We start from the raw sequence: 20863 nt of genomic DNA on the forward strand, positions 1-20863 counted from the left end.
TTTTTTTATAAGCTTTGATGGCTACCAGACACCTCCGCCACCGCCACCGGAACCGCTGCTGGAGCTGAATGACTTGGTAGATGCAGACTGTATGGACTGCGTAAGACTTGAGTTTAAAGTATTGGCACAAGCGTAATGATTCATTACACCTCCGTAATACCAGGTATTATGATATTCCGTGGCTGTTCTTTTCAGGAGTTCATCAAATTTCTCTCCCCAGATCTGATCCACTCCCATGGCCATAGCAAAAGGAAGCAAGGCCTCAAAAACCTGCAGGGTCATCTGAGGAGGATTATGGAATTTCAGCTGTTCGTTCTCTGCTGCTCCGGATAAACAGTAGGGATTTCCGAATCTATCCCGTATTTCATCCAGGTTAAATAAAGATACAGCATCAATCCTGAGAAAATGACACATCCGCCAATCAGGATCCCATACTTTTCCAGAAGACATTAAGAAGAATTTATGGATAAAATTAATTAAGATCGATCATTTGGATTTTGTAAGGCATTGAAGAGGTTGTTTTTAATATCCTTCGCGGTTTATTACATCTTAATGATCAGAAATAGAAGTTAGTCCTGTCCATGGTAAACGGTTATAACAAAAAAAGCACCCGATAAACCGGATACTTTCTTGTAATTAAAACTATATGAATCTCCCTTAAAAATACTTACGGCAGTTATATTCCACCGTGGTACTTAAAAGTTTATTTTTATTCAGATAAAATTCCAGCTGCTGGTAATCTTCTGAATTAACGTTAATATATAATTGTACTGAACCAAAACTGTTTCCGTTGACATATTCTACATTAGCAGAGAGCACCCTGTGGCAGATTCCGAACTGGTTATAGATAGTGTTCATTAAATGCTCAAATTTCATTTTGCCATTTAGTTCTATTTCCAGTATCAATTCTTTTTTAGGCAGGCCTATTTTGTTGGGTAATACCTGCAACGTAGGATTAGGTGTAATCATCACTAAACAATTTTTTGGTTAAACATTTTCTAGATCATGGTTGCTTTTGCGTTAAATCTTTGACAAAAGTATAAAAAATTATTAGTCCACCAAATTAGTGGACTAATAATTTTAAATTTTAACTAAATTTTTTTCTTAGTTTAATATTGAAGAATTATCATATCAACCTTTTGGGCCAGATTTGTAAACAAAAAATCGCCCTAAAGATCATTACATCTTCAAGGGTAAAGTTACTCCTTAAGCGTTATTTATAATTCTCCTATTCTTTCCAATTTTTCTGAAGCAGCCAGCCCATTGGGATTACACCCCGGTTGGCCTTCAGGAACATCCAGATTTTTCTTTTTGTAAAATTCTGTCCAAAATTCATTGGTTTTACCGGTTTGGGGATCAATGAATGTCATAGGTTCCAGTTTGAATATATGATTATCCCTGAATGCTCTTTCAATATAATCTGAGCAGTAATAAGAATTGTCGTCCAGAATATAATTGAAATTATAAGGCTTCCCTATCATGGATTCTGCTTTTTTAAGAGCAGCCGGAATAGATTGCTGATATTCCGGTTTAAGACGGTAAATCATTACTTTCTGACCATCATCAGCCTGATCTTTAAGAAAAGATGTCATGTCCTGTTTTTGAGAACCTCCTTTGGGAGCTGCATGCAAAACATACCAGTGATTATTTTCTTTCTCTACAATCCCAATATGATCAAATGAGGCCTCTTTCTGCTTTTGAGTAACATTATTGATGGCTCCTGAAAGTCCGGTATCTTTTGCGGTGACAAAAAGCAGATCTCCGTTCATCAGCTTCCCGGATTTAGCCTGAGAGGTACATTGCTGCAATAACAAAATAACAACGAGGAAAATAGCACAGGCCAGCGTTTCAGGAACTTTTTGAAACAAATCTTTTTTAAGTTTAAACATAGTATTTTTATCCTAATACAATCAGGAGCTACAATTATTATTAAGTCTATTTTCCTTTTGAAACAGATTCCTTACTTTTTTTAAACTGTGTTTCATAGGTATTGATCCAGTCTTCAACTGTCATTTTTTTACTGACCTCAGCAATGAGTTCAAAAGGAATATCATCCATTTTTTTGAACCTTACACAGGATTTCCCCATATCGAGCTTTCTCTTTGAGTATTTGGGATATTCAGCTACGAACCAGTTTAATAATTCAGGATCTGCATAAATTCCCATATGATAGAATGCGATAAAATTTTTCTGGGAAGCCAGGGCCATAAACGGCAATGGAGTACCCGGTGCACAATGGTAGCCGGCAGGATAGGTTTCGAGTGGAACACCCCAGCCAACCATGCCGTAGCTGATATTTTCCCGGAAGCCTTTTGGCAGGCTATCGTTTATGGTATCAAATAGCTTTTTGAATACTTCCTGTCTTTCTTCAGGAATTTTTGAGATATAATCGGGTATAGAATCCGCTGGAATTTGCATTTTCAGTAAGTTTTAATTTCTCCAAAATAACAAAAATTATAAATACCATACCGAAAATTTAATCCACAAAAAACGGCAGTACATCAATGCACTGCCGCTCAACCTTATTGACATTAAAAAAATTATTTTTTGACAGCCTTCACCGTAGATTGTGAACCGTCTTTGAAGTAGATCGTAACAAAATACAGACCCGCATTCAGTGTACTTAGATCAAGCTCTTTTACAGTTTCTGCAATTGTTTTTACAGTTCTTCCGGAAGAATCCCCTACCGTTACAGATTTTACTTCTCTTTTATCCGAAATATAAAGAATGTCTTTAAACGGATTTGGATGAACCGCTACTTTCTTAATACTCTCTTTTACTTCTGAAGTACTCAGCTGTGCACTTTCAACAGTAAAATTATCAATATAAAAATTATAGTCAGGGGCATCGTTCACTGTTCCGTCTGTTCCGTAAAACGCAAATACGGTATTGGCACTGTTATATCCTGTTAAGCTGTAAGCATACTGAGTTGATGTGTTGGTAGGTGCATTAGCCTCATTCCAGGTCTCCAGAACAGTCCATGTCGTTCCACCATCATTGGACACCAAAAGCTGAACAGAATCATCAGATCCCATCGGTGAAGAAGTAGTACTCAGATATTCTGTAACACCATAATCAAATTTTACTTTATAGGTTCCCGCGGAAAGATTAAAAGGTACTGTCTTTAGCCAGCCTGTTCTCCCTGTACTGTATAAATTGATGGTCGCTGATCCTCCAGAACCGGTACCTAAGAATCCACCTGATTCCCAATAAGAAGTAGTTCCTGTAGGACCTGTAGCAGGAGTACCGCCGGAAATCCCGCCGGCCCAGCATGTTCCCGGGAAGGTGCTGAAATCATTCGTATAGGAAGGAACCACCGCACCACACAAAGTGGTAAATGTTCCTGGTAACGACCAGCCGCTCTGAGACGTTGCCGTGCTGCAATTGCTTCTTACCCAATAATAATAGACCGTACTTGGTGATAAAGAAGGAATCGTAAAAGAAGTTCCTGTAACTCCAGGATGATTAGGGACTGTTGCAGCTGTAGGTGCTGTATTGCTGGTGCTGTAATAAATATCATAGCTTACCGCCTGAACACTGGCCGGTATCGTCCATGAAACATGAGCGGAATTTGAAGTAAGCGTACCTACAGGCTGAAGTGTTGGTGCCACACAATCTGTATAGGCATCGGCAGAGAAAGCAAAAACATTCGCGATCCCTGTACCGCTTACTTTCGTTACTGTAACACTTTGAATAGGTTTGGTTTGATTGGCAGCATCGATGGTTAAGGCAGACTGATACAATCTGGGGTTAAAAGAATTCGGCTCCAAAACATTATTGCTCCTGTTGATTCTTCCTATTCCCTGGATGGCATAATTTGATCCGTCATACCAATCGGAGATTGCTACCCCTGAAAATGTTTGGGAAGTATTATCAGTAAAATTGACTGTTACATTGGCTGTACATGTTCCACTTCCGCTGGTAGAAAGCATATATACTTTAAAAGCGGAAACAGGAGTTACAAATGAAAGTGTTCCGCTGTTACTGCCGGCAGCATTGCTTGAAATCTTCAAAGAATTGTTTCCGGACAGATCTCCCAGTTTAAAACTCAGCCCGGGAGTAGAGCTTACTACAGAATTTATGATTCCGTTAGCCGGAAGTCCATAAGTAATTGGCGTACTGCTGGATGTAAGTTGAAAATCCCTTGCTACAAATGCAAAAGATACCCCGTCAACATCTTCTGTAGTGGATACCATTGCAGAACCCACGCCATTGGCAATGACATCTGCCGTATATCCGGACTGGACAGGCATGGTTTGAAAGTTTTGGGCATTCATCATTGTTGCCGCAAAAAGAGTCATAACAGGTAGAACTCGAAGTGGTAAATTTGTTTTCATAATTATTTTTTATTATCGCCTAAATTTAACAATAAAACCAATACAATATCATAATTTTTATAAAATAATTAAAGATTAGCCTATATTTTTAATATATATATATTTCAAATTATATAAAAACATTATTTTATGACCAAATGTTTTATTCGCATTTTAATATATTATTTTAACAATTTCATCCATTTTGACATGTAATCAATTTCAAACTATCAATATCTTTAAAAAATCGCCGGCCAATATCAAGCCCAATCAATTTTCAATTCACTGATTTTCAAAACAATTAAAAAGCTCTCAAAATGGGTGACAGGTTATTTTATTATTGAGAAATTAAATCTTATTTTTGCCATACAAATTTTTTGAACAATGCCAAATATTTCAAACAGAGCACAGCATATGCCGCCATCGCCGGTAAGAAAACTGGTTCCTTATGCTTCAAAAGCAAAACAGCAGGGAATAAAAGTATATCACCTCAACATCGGGCAGCCTGATATTGAAACACCGGAAACAGCTTTAAATGCTTTAAAGAATATTGATCTTAAAGTATTGGAATATGCGCTTTCTGAAGGTAATATAGAGTACAGAAAAGCCCTTACAGAGTATTATCACACCTTAGGTTTTTCAGATCTGACCCCTGATAATTTCATTGTGACGAACGGGGGATCTGAAGCATTAAACTTCGCAATCTCCACTTTATGTGATGATGGCGACGAAGTAATCATTCCTGAGCCTTATTACGCCAATTATAATGGATTTACCAGCACATTCAACGTTAATGTTGTAGCAGTTCCTTCAACTATTGATACAGGTTTTGCCCTTCCACCAATCGAAGAATTTGAGAAAAAAATCACAGAAAAAACAAGAGCAATTGTTATCTGTAACCCAGGTAACCCTACGGGATATCTCTATACCCGTGAAGAGCTTCAGAAGCTGGCAGAAATTGCTTTGAAATATGACATCGTTGTTATCTCCGACGAAGTCTACAGAGAATATGTGTATGACGGAAAACAGCAGATCTCAATGCTGGATTTCCCTGAACTGAGCGACAACTGCATTATTATTGATTCAGAATCCAAGCGTTATTCTATGTGCGGGGTAAGAATCGGGTGCATGGTTACACGTTCTAAAAAGATCCATGATGCGGCGATGCTTTTTGCGCAGGCAAGACTGAGTCCTGTTCTTTTGGGACAGATTGCAGCAACAGCAGCACACCAGAACGACGGCGCATACATCAGAGCGGTAAGAGAAGAATACACACACAGAAGAAATATCCTGGTAGACCTTCTTAATGCGATTCCCGGAGTTATCTGTCCTAAGCCAAGAGGCGCTTTCTACTGTGTAGCAGAGCTTCCGGTAGATGATACTGAAAAATTTGCACAGTGGCTTTTAGAAAAATATTCCCTTAATAAGGAAACGATTATGGTAGCTCCTGCAGGAGGCTTCTACAGTGATCCTGAATTGGGGAAAAAGCAGGTGAGAATTGCTTACGTTTTAAAAGAAGAAGATCTTAAGAGAAGCGCAGAGATCCTTAAAGAAGCTTTGAAAAAATACAGAGAAGAATTCAGTCTCTAAAATATAATCTATGATGCCGGCAATAAAAAATACCCATCTGAAACTCCTGTTTTCACTGTTTTTGCTGCCGGCATCTTTTTCCTGTGACAAAAAGAAAGAACAAACTTCTGCCAGTCATAAAAACCCGAATGAAATAACTTTCATCAGTTTATCCAATATCGGTGGTGACCAGGGAGATTATAAGATCATCAAAGTCACAAAAGATTCCATACACGCAGAACAGGGCACTACAACCCGCAAAACTCATAAAGAATGGGATTCATCCATTAGTATACAAACCTGGAACAATCTAATCTCCCCGATTAACATTAAAGATCTGGATGTGATACAAAGTTCTCCAAGCCAACAGTCTGTAGACGGCATTGACGAAACTTTTCAGATCAGGACTCCAAGAAAGTCACACATTTATGTCAATTCTTATGCAGACACACTGCATTACAGACAGCTGAAACAGTTTAAAGAACAACTCAAGCTCATTCTTCCCACAGAATACCAATAAACATGCAAGAAAATTTTTCCTTAAAGCCTTACAATACATTTGGTGTTGATGCCAAATCAAAATACTTCACTGAAGTCCAGACGCTTGAACAGCTCAGGGATGCGGTCAAATATTCCAAAAATCATCATCTTCAGATTTTATTTCTAGGCGGTGGAAGCAATATCCTGATGACCAAAGATTTTGATGGTCTTGCCATTAAGCTCAGCTTAAAGGGAATTTCTGAAAAAGACCTTAATGAAGATGAAGTTCTTGTAACGGCAAAAGCCGGAGAAAACTGGCATGAATTTGTGATGTACAGCCTTGAAAAAAATTATGGCGGACTGGAAAACCTCTCATTAATCCCGGGAAATGTAGGAACTTCACCAATGCAGAATATTGGAGCTTACGGAACGGAAATAAAAGATGTTTTTGTCAGCTGTACTGTTTTAGATCTTGAAAATCTTGAGCTTAAAACTTTTAATATTGAAGAATGTCGTTTCGGCTATAGGGATTCTGTTTTCAAGCAGGAAGGAAAAGGAAGGTATGTAATTCTGGAAGTCAGTTTTAAACTAACAAAGAAGAATCACCACATTAAAACAGAATATGGAGCAATAAAAGCAGAGCTGGAAAATTTAGGCATCACTCATCCTACCATTCAGGATGTTTCCAAAGCGGTCATCAATATCAGACAGAGCAAACTTCCGGATCCTAAAGAAACGGGGAATGCCGGAAGCTTTTTTAAAAACCCAACTATTCCTCTCACCCAGTTTGAAGACTTAAAGCTAAAATTTGAAAATATTCCGGGATATCCGAACGGAGACGTTGTAAAAGTACCTGCAGGGTGGCTGATCGAGCAATGCGGATGGAAGGGAAAACAAATAGGAAATGCAGCCTCTCATAAACTCCAGGCATTGGTTATTGTCAATGCTACGGGAAACGCTACGGGAAAAGAGATTTTTGATTTTTCTACTGAGATTATCCATTCTGTAAAAGAAAAGTTTGGGATAGAGCTGGAAAGAGAGGTGAATATTATATAAATCCAACTGGGTATTATGTAAGTTTTCTCCAAATATATTTCTGATTTTTATCAATTATTTTAATTTATTCTAAATAAGTATTTATTCGCGTTATTATATTCAATACTTTTGCGCTTGAATTTTTATTTAGAATAAATCAGAATGATCAGATTTTTATCTTTCGCTTTCTTTTTCATTTTCTGCACACAATATGTTTATGCTCAAGATGACAAATACCAGTTAAACATTACTGTTTTTGATGACAAAAACAAAGTGCTGGAAGAAGCTTCTATTGCTATTAACCAGATCTCAACAGTTACAGACAAAAACGGCAATGCTAATCTAACACTCCCAAATGGAAAGTATAATCTAAAAATTACTCATCCTAATTACCAGGAAAAAGAAATAACTTTAACACTATCCGACGGACTGAACTTAACAGTCCAGCTACAACCTGTCAACAAACTGGAAGAAGTCGTTATATTCTCTAAAGAAAGCAAGGGACTGACCACTAAATCTGTGATAGACAGACAGGCAATGCAGCATTTACAGCCGTCAAGTTTTACAGATCTGATGGAACTATTGCCCGGCGGCCTTGCAAAATTCCCTTCTTTGAACGGTGTAAATAAAGCAACCCTGAGAGAAAATACCGGTGGACTTTCTGGTGATAAATACAGCACCTCATCACTTGGTGTTCAATTCATGGTGGATGACAATATCATTAATTCCAATGCAGATTTGCAACTTTCAGTTGATCCAAAGCAGTTTTTACAAGCTCCAATGGGCAGAGAAACAGCTTTTTCAGGGGTAGATATGAGAACTATTTCTACGAATGATATTGAAAAAGTGGAGATCATCAGAGGAATCCCTTCTGCATCTTATGGTGACCTGACTTCCGGACTGATCAAAATAGAACGTAAAATAGGACAATCACCTTTGCAGGCCCGATTCAAAGCGGATGGATACAGCAAGCAGTATTATGTAAGCAAAGGTTTTAAAGTAACGGATAAATGGCAGCTGAGTGCAAGTGCGGATTATCTTGATTCCAAATCTGATCCTACGAATGAATTTGAAAATTACCAGCGTATCACAGCTTCTATCCGTTCAAAAAAAATGTTAAATTTATGGGGCAGACCTTTGGAATGGAGATCTAATATTGACTTTTCCACCAATATTGACAAATTGAAATACGATCCGGACAACGGATACCCTTCAACGGATAAGTATGAATCCACCAATACAAGAATCAGCCTGACCAACAATTTTATCTATCAGCTGGAAAAGGCTTTTTTCTTCAATAAATTTACTTTAAACACAGCCATCCGACAAGGTTTTGAGAAGATTGAACAGGTAAAACTGATTCAGCTTTCAGGGCCGCGTTCATTCTCTCTGGCTACTGAACAGGGCGAGAATGTAGGATTTTATCCCAACCTTCGTTATGTGGCGAATTTTTCAACGGAAGGAAGACCTTTGGATATCACCGCTTTATTCAAAGCCAATGGAGTAAGAAAAACAGGAGGAATTACACACATTTATGAAGCCGGACTTGACTGGAGGTATTCAAAGAACAACGGAAAAGGCTTGCAGTACGATATGAGAACGCCTCCATCTGCCTCTGTCAATATAGAAAGACCGAGAGCTTATGATGAGCTGCCGGCATCCAATCTTTTATCTGCTTTTTTTGGTGATCAGATGAGCTATGCGCTTGACCAGCATAAATTTACTTTGTATGCAGGTTTAAGAATGTCTAAAAACTTTGGAATTGATGAATCATTTGCCATCAGCAAAAAAGTTTTTACAGAACCGAGATTGAATTTCCAGTACAATCTTCCTCATCTGATGATCAACAATTATCCACTGAAAACAGATATAACTTTAGGGTATGGGCTTTTCTACAAACAGCCTACACTTCTGATGCTTTATCCGAATAAAGATTACCAGGACTATACCCAGCTGAATTATTACCATAACGATGAGCAATACCGTTATGTCAACTTTATGACCTATGTTCAATCGAGGGAAAATAAAGCCATTGAAGCAGCCAAAAGTATTAAAAAGGAAATCCGTCTTGACCTGAGCTACAGGAATCATGAGCTTTTCGTTACATATTTTAAAGAAGATATGAACAATGGTTTCCGTAATATGGTTCATACGGCAGTTCATTCCTACAAGCAGTATGATGCTACACAGGTAGATGTGTCCCAATGGACTCCTAACGGTCCGGATCTTACGAATGTCCCTTACGAGTTAAAAACAAATCTTGGTGAATACCTGGTCACAGAAAACGGAAGTGAGACTTTAAAACAAGGTATTGAATTCGGGTATACTTCGCCAAGGATCAAAGCTATCAATACAAGATTTACATTTACCGGTGCCTGGTTCAAAACGCAGTACAGAAATTCTGTGCCTTATGCTTTCAAGCCTAATGTATCAATTGGTGTAGGACCATTCCCTTATTATGGAATTTATAAAAATGATGACGGCTATAATAATTCCAACATCAATTATAATTTACTGATTGACACTTATCTTCCAAGCCTGGATCTGATTGTTTCAGCATCTTTACAGGGAAGCCTGTATGATCACAGCATCAATGACAGGAGAATTCCTGAACCTATTTCCTATTACGGAGCAGACGGTATCATTCATCCTTTCACGGATGCCGACAGAGCAGATATGTATAAGCAGTGGCTGGTAAGAAATGTGTCTGTAACCGATAATTTAGACAGGTTAACCACTTTTACGCTTACCGGAAATATTAAAATAACGAAAAGCATTTACAAAGCCTTAAAAACTTCACTGTTTGTCAACAGGCTTTTCAATTACAGCGCCCCTTATACTTTCAACAATGTAAAAGTGTACAGAAAAGGGCTGAATACTCCGTATTTCGGAATGGAATTAAATTATAATTTTTAATATATATCAAAAGAAAACAACATGAAAAAAAGAGTTATACTATTAAGTTTAGCAGCAATGATGACCGCTACATTTACGGTAACTTCTTGCTCCAGCGATGATGATTTCGGAGTAACAACTGCACAGAAAGGAGCTTTAACTTTGTCTTTTTCGGGAGAGAATATTTCTTCTTACAAAACCCTTGATGTAGAGCTGAAAGAAGTGAACACAGGAGCCATCATCAAGCAAACCATACAAAATAAAAATACTTATACTTTCGAGGTCCCTTACGGTTCTTATAAGATTACAGTAAACGGTGTGGTAATTTCCAGCAATGATGAGATCGGAGTAGGTGCTTCTGCACAGACTGACATCTCAACTTTGATCACCAATCTTGAGATTCCGTTGATCCTGAAAAAATTCCATGAGGATTTTGTGATTGAAGAAGTATTTTTTACAGGGGTAAAAACCGCTGATGGTAAAAACTACAATTCAAGTCGTTACTTCAAATTAACCAACAATACCAAAAAAGTACTGTACGCCGACAAACTTATTCTGGGACAGTCGGAATTCCTGACAACAGATGATAAAAATCCTACTCCATACAGCAAAAACCTTTCATTTGCAGTAAAAGCAGTAATGGTTTTACCGGGAACAGGAACCGAATACCCTGTACAGCCGGGTGACTTCATCGTAATTGCAGACAATGCCATTAATCATAAGGAAAACACAAGTACAGCATATGACCTTCATAATGCTAATTTTGAATTCCCGTCTGTAAATCCTGCACTGGGACAGGTGGACAACCCTTCTGTACCGAATGCGAAAATCATTTATACCCAGATGAACTTCAATATGTTCTTCCTTCACGACCGTGGATTTGAAAGCTATATTATCGCACGTTTCCCTGCCGGAGAAGATGAAAATACATTCCTTACGAATTTCAAATATGATTATACTTACCAGAACAGTGCGGGAGGAGTTACTTCAAAAAGCGCCTATGCTATTCCGAACTCATGGATCATAGACGGTGTAAACAACAGTATTTCAACAAAATTTGTTCATATTCTGACTTCAGCAAGCATCGATGGAGGATGGACATCAGTAGGAACAATAGACAAGGATCCAACCCGTTTTGGCAAGTCTGTAAGACGTAAAGTAACAGGACAGATGGACAACGGTAAAAACCTTTATTTGGATACCAACAATTCGTCTAATGACTTCACCAAAGACTCTGAGCCAAGTCTGAAAAACGGTATTATACACTAAAAGTTTAGATTACTTTATTATGCTGCATACAAAAGGATCTTTCTTCTTACTATTGATCGTGTTTTCATTAACAGCAAAAGCTCAGGACAGTCTGAGTCTTTTCAAAACCCTGAACAATCAGTACAGTACAGAAAGAAATTTTAAAAATAATTTCTACTATAATCCGGCAGCCATGTCGGATTATAGTTCTGCTTCCTTCTCAGAATTTAATGCCGGATATCATGACAACAATGAAAAAAACTACCGCCAGCAATTGGGAAGCGGGAGCAAAGGCTTAACGGTAGAAGCAAAATCTTTTCAAAAATTAAAGCCTAACCGCTATGTCTGGGGAAATGCAAGCTATCAGAACTTAAAAGTTAATTCTGTAAAATGGAATGAAACTTTAGATTATGACCGCATTGCACCTTACATCACAGCAGATTCTGTAGGTGGAAAATTAAATCTTGAACGCTATCAGTTTGCCGGTGGTTATCTCCAAAAGCTGAACCGTTGGACCCTTGCCGGACAGGTAAGTTATTCCGCACAGCTTGGATACCGTTCAAGAGATCCGAGAATGAGAAGCACAACTTCTGACCTGAAAATCAATGCCGGATTGAACTACAAGGTTTTCAAAACATATGAAATAGGCATTTTCGGTGAGTTGAATAAATACACCCAGAACAGTTCTGTCAACTTCCAGAGCTTATTGGGAAGACCTTATGTTTATCAGATGTCAGGCTTCGGCTTTTCCAACTATCTTTTCAATGGAGGAACATTTCCTAAAAACACGTTTGAAGAATTTTCTTACAAGGGAGGAATTCAGATTTCCGGGAACGGAGGCCAGAATTTTTACCTTCAGGCATCCGCAGGAACGGGTAATAACCTGAAAAGCTATAATGACGGCTCCAATAATTTCTTTGATATTTCTGATCTGAAGAATGAAAACCTTGAAATAGAAGGTGCTAAGTTCTTCACTGTTCACGAAAAACACAGATTAGGTGTATTAGTCAACTACAGAGCGGCAAGAAATACAGGCTCAGAATATGGCTATTCCCTGAATACTGTAGCTTTAACTCAAATTTTTAAAAGAGAATCCTATCGCAGGGAAAATTACGAAACTACCGTAAAAGGTTTCTATCAGTACACCAAAGATAATTTTTCGGTGACAGCAGTTCCTTTTTTCAGCCGTGAAGACATCAAAGAAAGAAGATTATTTCCTGATGCCGGGCAAAAATTTGTTTACTCTTATTTCGGGATTAATGCAGATGTAAAACATCAGATCAATGACCGTCAAATAATCACATTCCAGCCTTATTTTTCTACAAGAAAGGTGAATAAATCCATTAATGCACTGGCCACCACACCAAATGCCGGGGTTAATGCGTGGATTCTTCAGGATTTCAACTTCCAGGCCAGTGATATCACTACATTCGGAGCATCTTTAAGGTATGATTTTAAGCTTGAAAAACTGCCTGCATTCTTTGTAAGTGTACAGTATCAATCACAAAAAATTCAGGAAAAAAATAATAATTTTGCAGGAGGAAATATCGGAATAACATTTTAAGTGATGAAAAGAGGTATATATTGGGTTTTAGGATTGGTTTTATTGGTATTGTGGAGTTTTACCTCTAAAGTAAATCAGGATCTTTCGAATATTCAGGATCCGGGTATTGAGGATATTGTAAAAAGCTACAAAAAAGCAATCACAGATTGGCCGAAACCTGATATCGATTACGGAGTGCAATGGAAAGAATTTGCTCCCATTAAAAATGATACCGCTTTTTTCACCGAGCAGGATAAGCCTGGTGTTATTTTAGGTAAAATGCTTTTCTTTGATCCTAAATTATCCAAATCAAGCCAGGTTTCCTGCAGTTCATGCCACGATCCTGAAATGGGCTGGTCGGATCGCAGACGTGTTGCTTTGGGAAGCGACCATCTTTTAGGAAACAGAAATTCCATCTCCCTGTATAATATTTCAGAACGCCAGTCGTTTTTCTGGGACGGAAGGGCAAAAACCCTTGAAGAGCAGGCAGCAGGTCCGCTGGGTGCCCATCATGAAATGGCAATGGATGTAAAAACACTTCCTGCCAAGATACAGGCCGTGAAAGGATATAAAGAACTGTTCAAAAAAGCGTACGGCACAGATAAAGTGACATATGACCGAATTGTAAAAGCCATTGCCGATTTCCAGAGAACCATCAAAAGCCAGCCGAGCCGTTTCGACAAATTCCTGGAAGGAAAATACAACGCTTTATCAGACGAAGAAATCTACGGAATGCATATTTTCCGTACCAAAGCCCGATGCATGAACTGTCATAACGGGCAGTACCTTACAGACGAATCTTTCCACAATATCGGGCTTACCTATTACAAAAAGAAATACCAGGATCTGGGATTGTATGATGTTACCAAAAAACCTGAAGATATCGGTAAATTCAGGACCCCGCAATTAAGAGATCTACTGCTTACCCAGCCATGGATGCACAACGGACTGTTCAATGATCTTGAAGGTGTTGTAAATATTTACAACAGCGGAATGCATCAGCTGGACCCCAGTCCTGAAAAAAAGAAACTGGACCCGATGCACCCTGTTACCGACCCTTTATTAAAACCTCTGAACTTAACAAAAGAAGAAACCAAAGCGCTCGTTTCTTTCCTGGAATCTCTTTCAGGAACAAAATTTAAAATGAGACGTCCGGAATTTCCTACGGAATAGAATTTAAGCTGATTCACACCCTATCTTTGGTTAAATAGTTTTAATTTAGCTGAAATATCGGGACTATGGCCAAAAAGTATTCAGAAAAAGCATTTAAAAAATCAATCCAAAACATATCCGGAATATTGACTTTGTCAAAATTACTCTTGATGATGATTCTGCAATACGTGGTTTCTTGGTAAAATTATCTGATGATTTTCTAATGATGGAAGATACTTATGACTTTACATTGGCAGGGACTAAAATTATTCCCTACAAAACAATCAGAGGTATCCGAAACAATATATAAAAACTACCTATAAAGAATAAAGAACACAAATATGAAAATAGCCATCCTCGGAGCCGGCAATATGGGCCTATCCTTTTCGAAATCATTTTTAAAATATGAGCTGATCAAGCCGGAGCATCTTCACCTGATCACCCGCAGCAAGACTAAAATCTCTAAAATTGCTGAAGATTTCCCAAAATCTAAAATCTCCACTTTTGAAGAAACTCAAGAGCTGGATGCCGATCTTATCATAGTAGCAGTAAAACCGCAGGACTTTCTGCATGTTACTGAAAATCTTCAATTTACATTAAAAGAAAACCAGATGGTTCTGTCTATCATGGCAGGAATTAAGATAGAAAAGATTCAGAAATTATTAAACCATCCTCTTGTTGTAAGAGCCATGCCCAACTCTCCTACCCTTCTGGGAATGGGGATCACAGGCTACACTGCTGCTGCAGGCATTTCTTTCAGCCAGCTGATCAATATTGAAAGATTACTGAACAGCACTGGCAGATCGGTTTATCTCGAAAATGAAAATCTTCTGGACGGCGTTACGGCACTTTCGGGAAGCGGACCTGCTTACTTCTATTATATTGTAGATGCCATGATAAAAGCAGGTGTAGAAATGGGGATAGAAGAAAATTTGTCTAAACTCTTTGTACAGCAGACCATGTTGGGTGCTTATCACCTGATCAACAATTCTGAAAAGAATCTGGAGGAACTTATCAAAGATGTGGCTTCCAAAGGCGGAACTACTGAAGCTGCTTTAAAAACATTTGAGGATAACAGCTTTAAAGAAATTTTAAAAAACGGAATTTTAAATGCCGAAAAGCGCGCTAAAGAATTAAACGGCTAAATCTTTTTTCAATCAACCTGCAGAGTACCCATCCGAGATAAACACCGAAAGTATTAAGAATAACATCATCTACCTCGAATATCCCCATTCTGGTAAAATACTGAAGTGCTTCAATGACAACAATGGAGGAAATGAACGTATAGAGCAGTACTTGCAGATCTTTGAGCCGGGGAAAGATCCAGCCGAGAAAGCCGAAAGGAATAAACATAATAATATTACCCAGAACAATAATGACAATATCCTTCCATCCAATCGTATTGCGGATAAACTGTACGGTAGACAAAAACGGCTCTATCCTGATCAGGTTATCCTCATACTGAAACCTGCCCATCCCAAGAAACATAAGATAAAGCAGAAACAGCGTATACGGAACAATAATAATTTTATAAGATTTCTTTAACATCAGCTACAAATGTATTCATTTCAAAAACATTAAATTTGTGTGTTAAATTAATTTAATGAAATACATTTTACTTACGCTTATTTCAGCAATGCTGCTATCTGTTTCGTGGCCTACTTACGGAGTTCCGTTCTTTATATTTTTTGCACTTGTTCCGCTTTTAATGATGGAACACGGAATCTCAAAATTTTCATCGTATAAAAGAAAAAGCTGGATGGTTTTCGGACTATCCTATCTTTGTTTTGTGATCTGGAATATTGTAACAACAGGATGGCTGTATGGCTCCAGAAACCCGGACGGAAGTCATTCCATGATGGCGGTTGTATTTCCCGTTTTGGTCAACTCCTTCCTTTATTCTCTTGTTTTCCAGTGCTATCACTGGTACAAAAATGCACAGGGAACCTATTGGGGATTGGGATTTCTGATTGCCATATGGATGGGGTTCGAAAAATTCCATATGAACTGGGAACTCACCTGGCCGTGGCTGAATTTAGGAAATGTGTTTTCAGATTATCCTAAATTAATACAATGGTATGATACTTTGGGAGCAACCGGTGGAAGCTTCTGGATCTTATTAATCAATGTTTTGATCTTCTATACTTTAAGAATCTGGGAAGCGGGAAGAAAAAGAAAAGACCTGATCAAAAACAGCTCAATTGTTGCTGCTTTGATCATTCTTCCGATGATTATCTCATTGATCAAATACAATAATTTTGATGAAAAGCCTTCCGGACAGGTCAATGTTCTGATGCTGCAGCCGGATCTTGATCCTTACGCTGAAAAGTATTCAAAAGACAGTCTGACGATTGAAAATGACCTTTTAACCCTGGCAGAAAGCAATTCAAAAGGAAAAATTGATTATTATATTGCTCCGGAAACAGCTCTTCCCGGAAGAGGATCCATCTCTGAAACCGCTTTTGAGAAAAGTCTGCTTTTAAATAATGTAAAAGGATTTCTAACAAAACACCCTGGGGCCGTTTTTGCAACCGGAATTTCTTCACACCGTTTTTATAAAAACCAGGAAAACATCCCGAAAGAAGCCTACCAGATCAATCCAGAGCTTTGGGTGGAAAGCTATAACACCGCTATCCAGCTTGCACCGCAACAGAAGGTTCAGGTGTATCACAAAGGAAAACTCGTTCCAGGCGTTGAGATCTTCCCTTACATGAGTGTTTTAAAGCCTATTTTAGGCAATGCCATGCTTAATCTGGGCGGAACTGTGGCTTCTTTAGGAATAGATGAGGAAAGAAAATCTTTTTCAAATCCTTACAATAAAGGCAGGCTGGCACCTATTATCTGCTACGAAAGTATTTATGGAGAATTTACCACGGATTATGTGAAAAAGGGGGCCAATTTCTTAGGCATTATGACCAATGATTCCTGGTGGGGTGTTACCGAAGGACATAAGCAGCTTTTATCGTATGCAAAGTTAAGAGCTATTGAAACCAGACGAGAAATTGCACGTGCAGCCAACAGCGGCATATCCGCCCACATCAATGCAAAAGGAGAAGTGGTAGCCGATACTTTCTATGGCGATAAAACAACATTATTCGCCAAAGTGAATCTTTACGAAACGATGACCTTCTATACGAGAGCCGGAGACCTGCTATCGAGATTTTCCATTTTTGCACTGGGCTTTTTACTGTTTTACTTTTTGATCGAAAAGTTCAGGAACAAGGCCAAGAAAGCATAATATTGACTACAAAAGTCACAAAAGATAAATATTTAGTTTTTAGTTTTAAAGTTTGTGCATAAAAAGTACACTTAAGTTTTTTTTAACTCTAAAGATTTATCCACGACTTGTACAATTAATTTGATGAGCAGTTTACAACAATACAACCAAAATATAAAAGAACTTTATCTACCGGGATAAAGTTCTTTTATAATCTTCATGGTAAAAAACAGAAAAGCCAGCTGGACGTCTGGCTTTTCTTACTAATAGAACTCTTCAGTTTTATTTAATCATAAGTTTTTGACTGGTTATCTCGTTTTTAATTTTCAGTTTTAATAAATAAGTTCCTTTCGTAAGGTGTGATATGTTGATCGACTGATCGTTGTTTAAAATAACATTCTGTTTTCTTCCATCCATAGAATATATTTCAACGTCCGAAACCTTTTCTCCTTTAATAAATACTTTCTCTGATGCCGGATTCGGATATACTGAAACCTTGCTGTTTATTGCTCTATCACGCGTTCCCAATGTGCCCTGTGCTGAAGCATCAGAAAACACCTTTGAAGCATCTATTGATTTTACACTCCAATACACATTCTGAACAGAAGGATCCAGATCCAGAAACCATGACGGTGTGGTTACAACGTATTTTGCAATATTGGCGGCTCCGGGAGTAGTTCCGACTTTGATCTCGTAACGCAGGGCATTCGTTGGTGTTTTATCATCAGATGCACCGCTCCAGGAGAAATTAAAACGGCTTCCGGTCTTTGTTACATTAAGGACTGCAGGAGGTGCAGGTTTCAGATTAACTTCCGTAGAAGTGTTTTTGAAAATTTTGGTAAGTGAAGGCATGCCCGGATCTGCCCAATCAAATCCGGCCAATAAAATATCCAGACGGTGGTTATTGTCAAAGTCAAGTAAATTCACAAAACCCGGACCTCCTAAAGTATGCAGTCCTGTAGGTATATTTTCAGTAAAATTTTGAGTGGAAGGATTGTATAAAAAAGTTTTTACTACGGCATCGTTGTTTTCATCATTGCCTGAAACAATAAAATCATAGTATCCGTCATTATTCAGGTCACCTGTAGCTACAGATGAGTCAGAGATCTCAGCAACGTTTATCTGCTGAGTGTTCAGATGCCCGGTTCCATCATTCACCAGTACGGCAAGAAATCCGGAATAACTGTTATCCTGACCTGTAATAACAATATCCTGATAGCCATCTGCATTGAAGTCTGCAAAATCCATTTTCCCACCTGTCAAGGCAGTAAGATCCTGCGAAAACATCAGTGTTCCTGCCTGATTCAGATACACTTTACAGGCCGGATGATCACCTTGCTCCATTCCAAGAATAACGAGGTCCAGAAGATGATCATTATTAAGATCTACAAACTTAAAGCTTCCGTTCTGTGTTCCGGGTTGCCAGCCTTTAAAGATCTCAAAATCAGTTCCGGTATTCTTATAAAAATCAAGGTTGTTCAGAAACCCAGCTCCCTCTACATATTGTGTTCCGTTAATAGCATAATCTATCTTACCATCATTATTAAAATCAAAGGCCTCTAAAGACCCATAGATTTTTCCGTCAAGCACAGCTTCATTAATAAAACCTGTTCCTGAGTTCCGGAACCTGTAATGTTTATAATTAACAACATCATTATAGCTTAATCCTGTAGAAATAATATCCAGAAGACCGTCATTATCAAAATCCATGAATTTTATATCTCCCAGGTGCGTTGCATTCACTCCCAGATTAGCATAAGGTTCCAGTGAAGTGCCGTTATTTTTGTATACTTCATTAAAAGACGTATCAACATTTCCATCATGGTCAGTATCAATAGCTCCGTTGATTACTACATCCTGCTTTCCGTCACCATCCATATCAGCCGTATCAGCCGATCCATAGTAAAAATTTTTCATATTGGTCTGGATTTCAGCATAGTTTTGCGCTATCAATCCAACGGGAAGCATAGATAAAAGAATACAAATTCTCTTCATATTATTTTTATTTAGATTAATTAAAAACAAAGGTAAAACATTCGGATTTGCTTTTACCGGAAAGTTTACATGAAATATATCAGTCACTTGGCTTAGCATGTCTCAGGGATTATTTTATTTTAAAATTCATGATTATTAATCAGTCAGTTATTTATAAATATTTTCTAAAAGATTTGTCTATCTAAAAAATTCTTCGTTATTTTGCAACCTCAAATATTATACAAATAAGAACATCGAGATATGTCAAGAATTTGCCAAATAACAGGAAAGCGTGCAATGGTTGGTAACAACGTTTCTCACGCTAATAACAAAACGAAGCGTCGTTTTGAAATTAACTTATTGGAGAAGAAGTTTTACCTTCCGGAGCAAGATAAGCACGTAACACTGAAAGTATCAGCTCATGGATTGAGAGTGATTAACAAGATTGGAATCGAGGAAGCTATTGAAAGAGCTACTAGAAACGGATTGATTAAAAAGAATTAATAAATCATGGCAAAAAAAGGAAACAGAGTTCAGGTAATCCTTGAATGTACAGAGCACAAAGAGAGTGGTATGGCGGGAATGTCAAGATACATTTCCACTAAAAATAAAAAGAACACTACTGAGAGACTGGAATTGAAAAAGTACAATCCTGTTCTTAAGAAGGTTACAGTTCACAAAGAAATCAAGTAATTTATAAATATAATTTACCATGGCAAAGAAAGTAGTAGCAACCCTACAAAGCGGTCAGTCAAAAAAAATGACTAAAGTTGTGAAAATGGTTAAGTCATCTAAGTCAGGTGCTTACGTTTTCGAAGAAAAAGTAATGAATGCAGACGAAGTAGACGGTTATTTGAAGAAATAATCTCCACTTTATTTACAATATAAAAAACTACTCATATTTTGGGTAGTTTTTTTGTTATCTTTGTTCACCAGATTATTAATCAATTAAATATATTCATATGAAAAAGATTCTTATTCTGGCTTTCACAGAAATTTTTCTATTTTCATTCGGTCAGGAAAAAATGAACAATGTAGAATACAAAAGCTCCCCAGAGGTTTTTACCATTAAAGGGCTTTCACAATCAGTAAGTATCGACTGTGGGACTTCTACAATGATTTTGCTTTCCGGACAGGTTCCGCTGGATGCTGCAGGTAATCTTGTAGGAAATGATGTTGAGAAGCAAACCCAACAGGTTTTTAAAAACATTGAATTCATTCTGAAAGAATATGGAGCTACTGGAAAAGATATTGTAAAACTGGGAATCTTCATTACTGATATTTCCAAAACACCAGACTTTAGAAAAATCCGTGACTTATATATCAACCTTCAAAATCCTCCCGTAAGCAGCCTTGTGGAAGTAAGCCGTCTTTTCAGAGATGATGTGCTTATAGAAGTAGAAGCTACGGCAGTTATAAAAAACAAATAAGAAT

Annotated in this window: 20 protein-coding genes; 13 read left to right on the forward strand and 7 right to left on the reverse strand. The window is 37.8% G+C overall.

Annotated features, from left to right (window positions below; all coding sequences use genetic code 11):
- Positions 1-21: 21 nt before the first annotated feature.
- The 5 genes from J2T03_RS17890 to J2T03_RS17910 form a co-directional block, all read right to left on the reverse strand.
- Entirely contained in the window at positions 22-450 is a 429-nt protein-coding gene (locus J2T03_RS17890; protein WP_307220682.1) for a hypothetical protein, read from the reverse strand.
- A gap of 207 nt (positions 451-657) precedes the next feature.
- A complete protein-coding gene (locus J2T03_RS17895; RefSeq protein WP_306844775.1) occupies positions 658-969 on the reverse strand; it encodes an NIL domain-containing protein in 312 nt (103 codons plus the stop codon).
- Positions 970-1217: 248 nt separating this feature from the next.
- Positions 1218-1889, reverse strand: coding sequence for a YiiX/YebB-like N1pC/P60 family cysteine hydrolase (locus J2T03_RS17900; protein ID WP_307220684.1), 672 nt, complete (start codon positions 1887-1889; stop codon positions 1218-1220).
- 46 nt (positions 1890-1935) lie between these two features.
- Positions 1936-2418, reverse strand: a complete 483-nt coding sequence (locus J2T03_RS17905) for a DUF1801 domain-containing protein (protein ID WP_306844779.1) — start codon at positions 2416-2418, stop codon at positions 1936-1938.
- A 122-nt stretch (positions 2419-2540) separates the two neighbouring features.
- Positions 2541-4337 (reverse strand): T9SS type A sorting domain-containing protein, encoded by a 1797-nt coding sequence (locus J2T03_RS17910; protein WP_307220685.1) that lies wholly within the window; start codon positions 4335-4337, stop codon positions 2541-2543.
- Between the two features lie 363 nt (positions 4338-4700).
- On the opposite strand from J2T03_RS17910, the gene J2T03_RS17915 reads away from it, so the two are divergent.
- The 8 genes from J2T03_RS17915 (at position 4701) to proC (ending at position 15383) form a co-directional block, all read left to right on the forward strand.
- Positions 4701-5906, forward strand: coding sequence for a pyridoxal phosphate-dependent aminotransferase (locus J2T03_RS17915; RefSeq protein ID WP_307220686.1), 1206 nt, complete (start codon positions 4701-4703; stop codon positions 5904-5906).
- 10 nt (positions 5907-5916) lie between these two features.
- Positions 5917-6405, forward strand: a complete 489-nt coding sequence (locus tag J2T03_RS17920) for a hypothetical protein (RefSeq protein WP_307220689.1) — start codon at positions 5917-5919, stop codon at positions 6403-6405.
- 2 nt (positions 6406-6407) lie between these two features.
- Entirely contained in the window at positions 6408-7421 is a 1014-nt protein-coding gene (murB, locus tag J2T03_RS17925; RefSeq protein ID WP_373426927.1) for a UDP-N-acetylmuramate dehydrogenase, read from the forward strand.
- Between the two features lie 141 nt (positions 7422-7562).
- Positions 7563-10316, forward strand: a complete 2754-nt coding sequence (locus J2T03_RS17930) for a TonB-dependent receptor (protein WP_307220690.1) — start codon at positions 7563-7565, stop codon at positions 10314-10316.
- 21 nt (positions 10317-10337) lie between these two features.
- Complete coding sequence (locus J2T03_RS17935) at positions 10338-11564, forward strand: DUF4876 domain-containing protein (protein ID WP_306844789.1); 1227 nt, start codon at positions 10338-10340, stop codon at positions 11562-11564.
- Between the two features lie 19 nt (positions 11565-11583).
- A complete protein-coding gene (locus J2T03_RS17940; protein ID WP_307220691.1) occupies positions 11584-13107 on the forward strand; it encodes a DUF6850 family outer membrane beta-barrel protein in 1524 nt (507 codons plus the stop codon).
- 3 nt (positions 13108-13110) lie between these two features.
- Positions 13111-14259 (forward strand): cytochrome-c peroxidase, encoded by a 1149-nt coding sequence (locus tag J2T03_RS17945; RefSeq protein ID WP_306844794.1) that lies wholly within the window; start codon positions 13111-13113, stop codon positions 14257-14259.
- A gap of 320 nt (positions 14260-14579) precedes the next feature.
- Positions 14580-15383, forward strand: a complete 804-nt coding sequence (gene proC / locus J2T03_RS17950; RefSeq protein WP_307220693.1) for a pyrroline-5-carboxylate reductase — start codon at positions 14580-14582, stop codon at positions 15381-15383.
- Here proC and J2T03_RS17955 read toward each other — a convergent pair.
- The gene (locus J2T03_RS17955) at positions 15364-15786 is read right to left on the reverse strand and encodes a VanZ family protein (protein WP_306844798.1); all 423 of its coding nucleotides are present in this window, start codon (positions 15784-15786) and stop codon (positions 15364-15366) included. The two genes, proC and J2T03_RS17955, sit on opposite strands and share 20 nt — an antisense overlap.
- Positions 15787-15841: 55 nt before the next feature.
- Between J2T03_RS17955 and lnt the strand changes: the two genes are divergently transcribed.
- Complete coding sequence (lnt, locus tag J2T03_RS17960) at positions 15842-17476, forward strand: apolipoprotein N-acyltransferase (protein ID WP_307220694.1); 1635 nt, start codon at positions 15842-15844, stop codon at positions 17474-17476.
- Between the two features lie 261 nt (positions 17477-17737).
- Here the strand turns inward: lnt and J2T03_RS17965 are convergent, their stop codons facing one another.
- Positions 17738-19450, reverse strand: coding sequence for a T9SS type A sorting domain-containing protein (locus J2T03_RS17965; protein ID WP_307220696.1), 1713 nt, complete (start codon positions 19448-19450; stop codon positions 17738-17740).
- Between the two features lie 240 nt (positions 19451-19690).
- Here J2T03_RS17965 and rpmB point away from each other — a divergent pair, with 240 nt between their 5' ends.
- From rpmB to J2T03_RS17985, 4 genes are all read left to right on the forward strand, one after another.
- Positions 19691-19933: a 50S ribosomal protein L28 gene (gene rpmB / locus J2T03_RS17970; RefSeq protein ID WP_002976757.1), complete on the forward strand. Its 243-nt coding sequence runs from the start codon at positions 19691-19693 to the stop codon at positions 19931-19933.
- 6 nt (positions 19934-19939) lie between these two features.
- Positions 19940-20122, forward strand: a complete 183-nt coding sequence (gene rpmG / locus J2T03_RS17975) for a 50S ribosomal protein L33 (RefSeq protein WP_007841812.1) — start codon at positions 19940-19942, stop codon at positions 20120-20122.
- 19 nt (positions 20123-20141) lie between these two features.
- Positions 20142-20294, forward strand: coding sequence for a DUF4295 domain-containing protein (locus tag J2T03_RS17980; protein ID WP_002976755.1), 153 nt, complete (start codon positions 20142-20144; stop codon positions 20292-20294).
- A 97-nt stretch (positions 20295-20391) separates the two neighbouring features.
- Positions 20392-20859: a RidA family protein gene (locus J2T03_RS17985; protein ID WP_306844868.1), complete on the forward strand. Its 468-nt coding sequence runs from the start codon at positions 20392-20394 to the stop codon at positions 20857-20859.
- Positions 20860-20863: the final 4 nt, after the last annotated feature.

This window comes from Chryseobacterium lathyri, assembly GCF_030812195.1.
Classification (GTDB): domain Bacteria; phylum Bacteroidota; class Bacteroidia; order Flavobacteriales; family Weeksellaceae; genus Chryseobacterium; species Chryseobacterium lathyri_A.

What these genes read in the sequence shown, in the direction of transcription:
- J2T03_RS17890 (WP_307220682.1), bottom strand. Translation starts at nt 450, where the DNA reads ATGTCTTCTGGAAAAGTATGGGATCCTGATTGGCGGATGTGTCATTTT.
- J2T03_RS17895 (WP_306844775.1), bottom strand. Translation starts at nt 969, where the DNA reads ATGATTACACCTAATCCTACGTTGCAGGTATTACCCAACAAAATAGGC.
- J2T03_RS17900 (WP_307220684.1), bottom strand. Translation starts at nt 1,889, where the DNA reads ATGTTTAAACTTAAAAAAGATTTGTTTCAAAAAGTTCCTGAAACGCTG.
- J2T03_RS17905 (WP_306844779.1), bottom strand. Translation starts at nt 2,418, where the DNA reads ATGCAAATTCCAGCGGATTCTATACCCGATTATATCTCAAAAATTCCT.
- J2T03_RS17910 (WP_307220685.1), bottom strand. Translation starts at nt 4,337, where the DNA reads ATGAAAACAAATTTACCACTTCGAGTTCTACCTGTTATGACTCTTTTT.
- J2T03_RS17915 (WP_307220686.1), top strand. Translation starts at nt 4,701, where the DNA reads ATGCCAAATATTTCAAACAGAGCACAGCATATGCCGCCATCGCCGGTA.
- J2T03_RS17920 (WP_307220689.1), top strand. Translation starts at nt 5,917, where the DNA reads ATGATGCCGGCAATAAAAAATACCCATCTGAAACTCCTGTTTTCACTG.
- murB (WP_373426927.1), top strand. Translation starts at nt 6,408, where the DNA reads ATGCAAGAAAATTTTTCCTTAAAGCCTTACAATACATTTGGTGTTGAT.
- J2T03_RS17930 (WP_307220690.1), top strand. Translation starts at nt 7,563, where the DNA reads ATGATCAGATTTTTATCTTTCGCTTTCTTTTTCATTTTCTGCACACAA.
- J2T03_RS17935 (WP_306844789.1), top strand. Translation starts at nt 10,338, where the DNA reads ATGAAAAAAAGAGTTATACTATTAAGTTTAGCAGCAATGATGACCGCT.
- J2T03_RS17940 (WP_307220691.1), top strand. Translation starts at nt 11,584, where the DNA reads ATGCTGCATACAAAAGGATCTTTCTTCTTACTATTGATCGTGTTTTCA.
- J2T03_RS17945 (WP_306844794.1), top strand. Translation starts at nt 13,111, where the DNA reads ATGAAAAGAGGTATATATTGGGTTTTAGGATTGGTTTTATTGGTATTG.
- proC (WP_307220693.1), top strand. Translation starts at nt 14,580, where the DNA reads ATGAAAATAGCCATCCTCGGAGCCGGCAATATGGGCCTATCCTTTTCG.
- J2T03_RS17955 (WP_306844798.1), bottom strand. Translation starts at nt 15,786, where the DNA reads ATGTTAAAGAAATCTTATAAAATTATTATTGTTCCGTATACGCTGTTT.
- lnt (WP_307220694.1), top strand. Translation starts at nt 15,842, where the DNA reads ATGAAATACATTTTACTTACGCTTATTTCAGCAATGCTGCTATCTGTT.
- J2T03_RS17965 (WP_307220696.1), bottom strand. Translation starts at nt 19,450, where the DNA reads ATGAAGAGAATTTGTATTCTTTTATCTATGCTTCCCGTTGGATTGATA.
- rpmB (WP_002976757.1), top strand. Translation starts at nt 19,691, where the DNA reads ATGTCAAGAATTTGCCAAATAACAGGAAAGCGTGCAATGGTTGGTAAC.
- rpmG (WP_007841812.1), top strand. Translation starts at nt 19,940, where the DNA reads ATGGCAAAAAAAGGAAACAGAGTTCAGGTAATCCTTGAATGTACAGAG.
- J2T03_RS17980 (WP_002976755.1), top strand. Translation starts at nt 20,142, where the DNA reads ATGGCAAAGAAAGTAGTAGCAACCCTACAAAGCGGTCAGTCAAAAAAA.
- J2T03_RS17985 (WP_306844868.1), top strand. Translation starts at nt 20,392, where the DNA reads ATGAAAAAGATTCTTATTCTGGCTTTCACAGAAATTTTTCTATTTTCA.